This is a genomic window from Aquidulcibacter sp. (genome assembly GCF_020253525.1).
In the GTDB taxonomy this organism is placed as follows: Bacteria; Pseudomonadota; Alphaproteobacteria; order Caulobacterales; family Aquidulcibacteraceae; genus Aquidulcibacter.
Genome location: NZ_JADCBK010000100.1, coordinates 1 through 6,179 on the forward strand (window position 1 = coordinate 1; position 6,179 = coordinate 6,179).

Consider the following 6,179-nt stretch of genomic DNA (forward strand, 5'->3'; position numbering starts at 1 on the left):
ATGTATGGCCCGCAGCGCACAGCCCTTGTGGAAACCATGCCCCTAACCGACCATGGCGCAAAGCCAGCGGTGCGGGCTGCTATCACGCGACAATGGATGGCGGCCCATCAAGCCGGCAGAGTCCGGGTTGTTGCCTTGCGAGCACCGGACTTTTATGGGCCCGGGGTTGCACAATCCCACTTAGGCGACTTGGCGCTAGGGGCTTTGGCCAAGGGCAAGCCCGCCATGCTAATCATCGATCCCGACCAAAAGCATGACTTTGCCTATGTGCCAGATATTGCGCGCGGGGTGATCTCGCTCCTCCACGCGCCCGACGAGGATTTTGGTCAAGCTTGGCATATCCCCTGCGCCCCCATCCAAACCGCGCGCACGATCTTAGCCTTAACCGAACCGCATACGGGCAAGCCACCCAAGCTAACGACTCTGCCCATGGCGCTTTTGCCCCTGATCGGGTTGTTTAGCCCCATGATGCGGGAAATGGCTGAGATGCGCTTTCAATGGGATCGCCGTTATGAGGTTGATAGCCGCAAATTCGCCGCCCGCTTCTGGAACGACCCAACGCCCTTTGCCGAAGGCGTTGCCGCCACTCTGAAAGCCTATCAGGCGACCTAGCCGGTCAAGGGTAAGCGGAGGTGGGCGAGCTGTACATTGTCTTCGCTCACCTCCAGCTCAACCAAGCCAACCACATCCTCATTGAGCGCGAGGGTGCAGACAGGGCCGGTTTGCAGGCCATTGGTGAGGCCCGCTTGTTGGGTGGTACTGCGACCACCACGGCTTTCGACTTCGGCCTGCAACCGCCACGTCAAAGCCCGCGAGCGGCCAGCATGCACATAGACTTCCAAGATCAGACGACCCTTGAGGCGCGTGCTTTTGATATCTGCCACGACGGCATGATCGATCGACATGGCAAGCTTCCGGCTAGAGGTTCAATTGGGCGGAATGCCACCATTGGCTTGTTGGACAATGGCCGCCACCAAGGCATCGACGACATTTGGGGCTGTAGCCTTGGTCTCGTCTTCTTTTCGGCTGTCGACGACGACGGGCTTGGCCAGCGCTTGATTGGCCACGGCCAAGGCCGCCAATGTATCATCTTCGCGCCCGGTCGAAAGCCTGCGGGCGGCGGCATTGACGTCTGAAGGCGCGGAATCGAGGAGATTTTGGTTGGCCAAGAGGCGTTGTTCGGGCGACAAAGGCTCATGATCTGGGGCCGCAAACTCAGCGCTGCGGGTTTCGATGACACGGGCACAGATTTCGGACTCGCGCGCCGCGTCTGCCCCACTGCAGCGATCACTCCCTTTGAGAGCCGCCGCACGCGTATCGCGCCCCTGACTGGGCTTACTTAAGGCTGGCGGCGGGGCGGCGCTTGGCCCCTTTGGCGCCAATTGCGGTGTTGGGCTGCGCGCTTCAATCGTTTTGGAGACTTGGCTCACCGGCCCGCGTGCCGCCTGGGGCGAGATGGCCGGTTCGGCGATCAAAGGGCTCGCAGCAGGCTTTTGTGGCGAAACCTGTGTTGCCAGAATGCGGTTTGCGGGCGCGGCCACTGGTGCGGGCGCGTCGGCTTGGCTGACGCGGACTTTGCTCTCCCCGCTAGGCTCTGACGGGGCTGATTGTTGGGCAAAGCCCAGAACAACAAGGGCAAGGACGCGGGTGATCATGGCTTGGTCTGTGTGATGATCATGGTTTGCGCGCCATCAACCGAAACCCCGACAGACGAAAGATCATTCCCAGTCTGGGTCCAACTTATTGTGCTACCGCCATTTTGGGCAAGATTGAGGACATTGCGGTCGCCGTTTTGGGTTAGAGTCGCACTATTGGGAGCACCGTCTTGGGATAGATTGACTTTATTGCCTTCGCCGTTTTGCGTGATCGAGGCAAATTGACTGGCGAGGGTGGAGATCTGGGCAAGCTCAATCTGGTTCTTTTGACCGGTTTGGCTGATCACTGCCTGATGCATGCCAGTACCTTGCTGGATCAGAAGCGTGTCATTCAGCGTGCCCTTTTGCGTCACGCGCGCATCATGTTTGCCATTTTGCTGGATGATTTCGGCTTCATTGCGCTCACCATCCTGTTCAATTTTGGCATAGCCCGCCACCGCATTGGCATCCTGGCTTGCCTTGGCACTATTGGCAGATCCGATCTGCGACACATAAACCCCGGTTTGGGCCTTGGCTGGGGCAGCAAAGGCCATAGCCAAAATCGCAAGTGAGACGGTGAGGCATGCCTTCATAGCGAATATCCTTGGACGTCAATCAAAGAAAGAGGCTGGGCAGAGCGGCGATTGCCGCCCTGCCCGCGCCGGATTGGGGTTAGTTGGCTTACGGCCGCACACCTTGGGTGACGGTTGCGACATTGCCAGTGCCCGACTGAGTGACCGACGAATAGGCACCAGCCAACGACTGATAGACGTCGATGCGGTTTTCAGAGCCATCTTGATCAATTAAGTTTACCGTGCCGGTGCCGTCTTGGACAACCGTGATTTCATTGTTAGAACCACGCTGAATAATGTCGCTGCTCGCACCTGCGCCATTTTGAGTCAGAGAGAGCTGGTTGCTCGAACCAGATTGAGTAATATCGCTCCCTGCGCGGGCGCCATTCTGAACCAGTGTAATCTCATTGGTATTTCCGCCTTGTGTGAGATCGCTGCGGGCATCGTCAGCAAGGGCGGTTTGGGTAACCGAGATGGTGTTTTTGAAACCAGACTGGCCGACGACCTCTGCAGCCGTGCCAGCAGCTCTACGGCCAACGCGGCTGATCGCTCTAGCACCAACTTGGGTGACCTCGACACGATTGCGTTGCGTGTCAAAAGTGCCTGCTTGGACAACTTCACTTTTATTGTCGGCACCCGATTGAGTGACTTCCACGGTTCCGCGATCACCCACTTGCTTGACGAAGGCGCTGGCCGCGGCTGCAGCAGTATTCTGGGTCACCGTGGCCGTGTTGTCATTGTTCGACTGCTCGACAGTCACGGTGCCGGTCGAGGCTCTCTGGTTCACCGTAGCCTCCTGGCTGGTCCCTTGTTGATTAACCGTGGTGCTCAATGGCGGCAGCGGGGTGGCAGCTGCCGCGCCTGCGACCAATGCGAGCGCCAAAGCGGAGGCTGCAGATTTCAAGATGACTTTCATGTCAATTTTCCTTTAAGGCTGTAAATTTGGTTGGGAAAATCTCGGAGTGGCATCCAACCGAGTGGCCACTCCCTTCCTAGCGGTTAGCGGGCCGGACCCTGGGTGACAGTGGCAAGATGGCCGGTGCCCGCCTGGATCACACCAACAAAGGCGTTACTGAGGCCCTGGACGATGTCGGCCGTGCTATTATTTGCACCACTCTGATTCACATCAGATTCCGCAAAGTTGCCGGTCTGGATGATTTTCACATAATTGTTCTCACCACCCTGAATGACGTTTGCCTTGTCATTCGAGCCACTTTGGGTGACATCGACGTCATTCTCCCCGTCAAGCGGGCCAGTGCCTCTCGGATTACGAACACCTGTTTGCGTGACATAGACCTCGCCAAAGCGCGATGTAGCAGTCTGAATAATTGTCCCTTTGGCCCGATTGCTTGTCGTGGTCTGTTCATAGACAACTTTGCCATTTTGACCATTTTGGGTGACACCAATGCCGCTAGTGATGCCGCGCTGGGTGACATAGGCCTCGTTAGCCACATTGGTTTGGGTGACATTGACCCTGCCGAAACCGAGATTGGTTTCAACACCAAGCTCATCGAGATTTTGTCGCACCACCGATTTATGCTGATTGCCAGTCTGACTGACGGTTGCATTGGCCGACCAACCAGTTTGATAGACGGCAGAGTTGTTACCATCTCCGCTCTGGGTAACCGTAGCAATTAGATTTTTGTCGTCACTATCCCAGCGCGTATCCAGTGAATCGATCTGCTTCACGGTAGAGTCATTGCCAGCCCCAGTCTGTGTGACCGTCGCTTGATAATTCCGCGGCGCATAGATTCCGTTGGCGGTGTTTTCGTTCATCATCTGGGTGACGCGCGAGGCACTTTCTCCGGTCTGAATGACCCGGGCTACCAGCGTATCACCACCCCGATTGCCGACACGCTGCGAAGCGGCGGCCGTCTGGTCGATATTCGACTTGGCATTGCCGGTTTGCTCCACAGTTGCCCGCAGATCCGTTGAGCCATCGCTGCTGGCAGTCTGCCTAATGTCAGAATAGCCGGTGGTCATCGTCCCGCGTTGGGTGACCGAAGCCACTAGATCGCTGGTATTGGGCCCCGATGCTGTCTGAACAATTTTGGATCTTGTTCCCACACTGGTATCTTCTTGGAGCACAGTCGCACTCAGATTTTTGGAGTTTTCGCCGGTCGCGATCTGGTCGATATAAGACTTACCAGAATTGCCGTTTTGGGTGACCGATACATCGAGATTGCCATCCGAGCTGCTGCCAGATTCCTGTAGGACGCCGGACTCATTGTTGTTGCCATTCTGGAAGATTACCGCATTGGGGTCATTGGCTGGCGAATCCAAGCTGTCCTTCTGAGTCAAGTTCGAAGTATTCCCTGAACCAATCTGTTCTGTGGTCGCAAAAGCGTCCGTTGCCAATTGATCGATCGTGGTTGCGTTGCTCGAACCCGCCTGGACCGATGTCGCATAATTGCCATTTTTGCGACTGCCTGCCTGACCCTGATTGATGGTGGCGGTGTTGGAACCAGCGCCCGATTGGGTGGCGGAGGCATAATTGCCATCTGTTGCCGAGCTGTTCGTACCGTTTGCGGGTGCCAAGGCCGCTTCATTCGTGCTGAACTGATTGATCGTGACCTTGGAATTCACGGCCCCAGTCGACGCAGCGCTCTGGGTTTGATTGACAAGAGCGCGGTTGCCGCTTCCCTTCTGGTCGACTTCCGAGACTAGTTTTGGCCCGGCTGCATTGACAGTCTGGGTCACAGTGGCCTGGTTGTTGGCATTCGTTTGGGAAACAGTCGATTGCGCCGCAATCGTGCTCGCAGTACCGCTCTGCGCAATCGTGGCATTATTGTTACTGCCGGATTGGGTCACCGTGGACGAGGGATTTGCGACATCGGCCGCTGCCCCCGTGGCGGCGCCCATTAGCGCTAAGGCTGAGGCGGACGCCATAATTAAGTTTCTCATGTTCATAGCTCCAGTATTCAGTCAGACGGGATGCCTGACTGTTTGGGATTGTGCGCCGGAATAACCCAGCATAATCAACAGGTTAATTTACGATGTTTTTGTTGAGGGCCTTAATGATCTGCGTAATCACAGACGCTAAAGGCTGCATGCAAGAGGGTTGATCTGTCTCGTCGCCCCCTTAATTTCCCGGCCTTGCGGTCGGATCGGTTGAGCCCGCCGCGGGATTGCGAGGGGCGGAAGAGGAAAGCTCCATCACAGCGATGGCTTCGAGACTGCGAAGCGGCACTTGCTGGACAGCGGCTATCTTGGGGGACGCTGGGCTGGCATTAGCGCTCGGCCTGGTCTCAACCTTGCGGGCAGGCTCCTGCTTGCCTTGTTTCTTTTGTTTCATTTGCTTCTTTTGGCGCCTTTCGGCCTTTATGGTCGCGTCGCGAATTTCTTCGGCGGTGACCTTGCCTTCGCGTTCATCGCGATAGCTGGCCAAAAGTTCATTGCCGCGCTTGGCGTCGGCAAAGGCCCATAATTGCTGCTCTGCCCCTTCCATGATCAGGGCATAGACCGCCTTTTCAATGGCCTGCTGCAACGCGACTTGATCGGGCTCATTCGTCGTCATGCCGGTTTCCGCTTCCAGAAGCTTTCTGAAACCGACATAGCGGAAGGCCCCGCCCCCCACCGCATAGGAGGCGATGGATTTGGTGGTGGTGACCTGGGCTAAGACTTCCCCCGTGCGCACCGAGACTGCGCGCAGGGCCACGGTGACCGTATCTTGGCGATATTCGGTGCGGGCATTGATGCCGAGGAAGCCTGCCCCTGCCCCGCCTGTCAGCGTGCTGGTATCATAGCCCACAACCCCGCCACTTAAAATTACACCGGCAAATAGAAGCGAAGGCAGCGCTTCGGGATTAACCTTGGTCTCACCCAAATAACGCTCACGCATTTCGCGAATGATTTGCCGCTCGTTTAACAGGTTAGAGAGGTTCTCCCGCTCCAAAACGGTAAACCAATTGCGCCGCCCGGCATCTTGCAAGGCCCGCATGAGGATGGACGTCCCGCCCTGGCTGACAGCGCG

General features: G+C 56.9%; 7 protein-coding genes. 1 reads left to right on the plus strand and 6 read right to left on the minus strand.

Annotated features, from left to right (window positions below; genetic code table 11):
- Positions 1-612: NAD-dependent epimerase/dehydratase family protein (locus tag IOB61_RS11930; protein WP_290816904.1), on the plus strand; the 612-nt coding region annotated here is incomplete at its 5' end.
- On the opposite strand, the gene IOB61_RS11935 is transcribed toward IOB61_RS11930, so the two are convergent.
- The 6 genes from IOB61_RS11935 to IOB61_RS11960 form a co-directional block, all read right to left on the minus strand.
- Positions 609-905: a hypothetical protein gene (locus IOB61_RS11935; protein ID WP_290816907.1), complete on the minus strand. Its 297-nt coding sequence runs from the start codon at positions 903-905 to the stop codon at positions 609-611. The two genes, IOB61_RS11930 and IOB61_RS11935, sit on opposite strands and share 4 nt — an antisense overlap.
- 21 nt (positions 906-926) lie before the next feature.
- Positions 927-1,655 (minus strand): hypothetical protein, encoded by a 729-nt coding sequence (locus tag IOB61_RS11940; protein ID WP_290816909.1) that lies wholly within the window; start codon positions 1,653-1,655, stop codon positions 927-929.
- A complete protein-coding gene (locus tag IOB61_RS11945; protein WP_290816912.1) occupies positions 1,652-2,227 on the minus strand; it encodes a hypothetical protein in 576 nt (191 codons plus the stop codon). Before IOB61_RS11945 ends, IOB61_RS11940 begins: the two co-directional genes overlap by 4 nt.
- An 88-nt stretch (positions 2,228-2,315) precedes the next feature.
- On the minus strand, positions 2,316-3,122 hold the full coding sequence (locus tag IOB61_RS11950; protein ID WP_290816915.1) for a hypothetical protein: 807 nt from the start codon (positions 3,120-3,122) through the stop codon (positions 2,316-2,318).
- An 83-nt stretch (positions 3,123-3,205) separates the two neighbouring features.
- Positions 3,206-5,110 carry a hypothetical protein gene (locus tag IOB61_RS11955; RefSeq protein ID WP_290816918.1) on the minus strand — a complete coding sequence of 635 codons (1,905 nt, stop codon included), beginning with the start codon at positions 5,108-5,110 and terminating at the stop codon, positions 3,206-3,208.
- A gap of 178 nt (positions 5,111-5,288) precedes the next feature.
- Positions 5,289-6,179: CsgG/HfaB family protein (locus IOB61_RS11960; RefSeq protein WP_290816921.1), on the minus strand; the 891-nt coding region annotated here is incomplete at its 5' end.

What these genes read in the sequence shown, in the direction of transcription:
- IOB61_RS11935 (WP_290816907.1), bottom strand. Translation starts at nt 905, where the DNA reads ATGTCGATCGATCATGCCGTCGTGGCAGATATCAAAAGCACGCGCCTC.
- IOB61_RS11940 (WP_290816909.1), bottom strand. Translation starts at nt 1,655, where the DNA reads ATGATCACCCGCGTCCTTGCCCTTGTTGTTCTGGGCTTTGCCCAACAA.
- IOB61_RS11945 (WP_290816912.1), bottom strand. Translation starts at nt 2,227, where the DNA reads ATGAAGGCATGCCTCACCGTCTCACTTGCGATTTTGGCTATGGCCTTT.
- IOB61_RS11950 (WP_290816915.1), bottom strand. Translation starts at nt 3,122, where the DNA reads ATGAAAGTCATCTTGAAATCTGCAGCCTCCGCTTTGGCGCTCGCATTG.
- IOB61_RS11955 (WP_290816918.1), bottom strand. Translation starts at nt 5,110, where the DNA reads ATGAGAAACTTAATTATGGCGTCCGCCTCAGCCTTAGCGCTAATGGGC.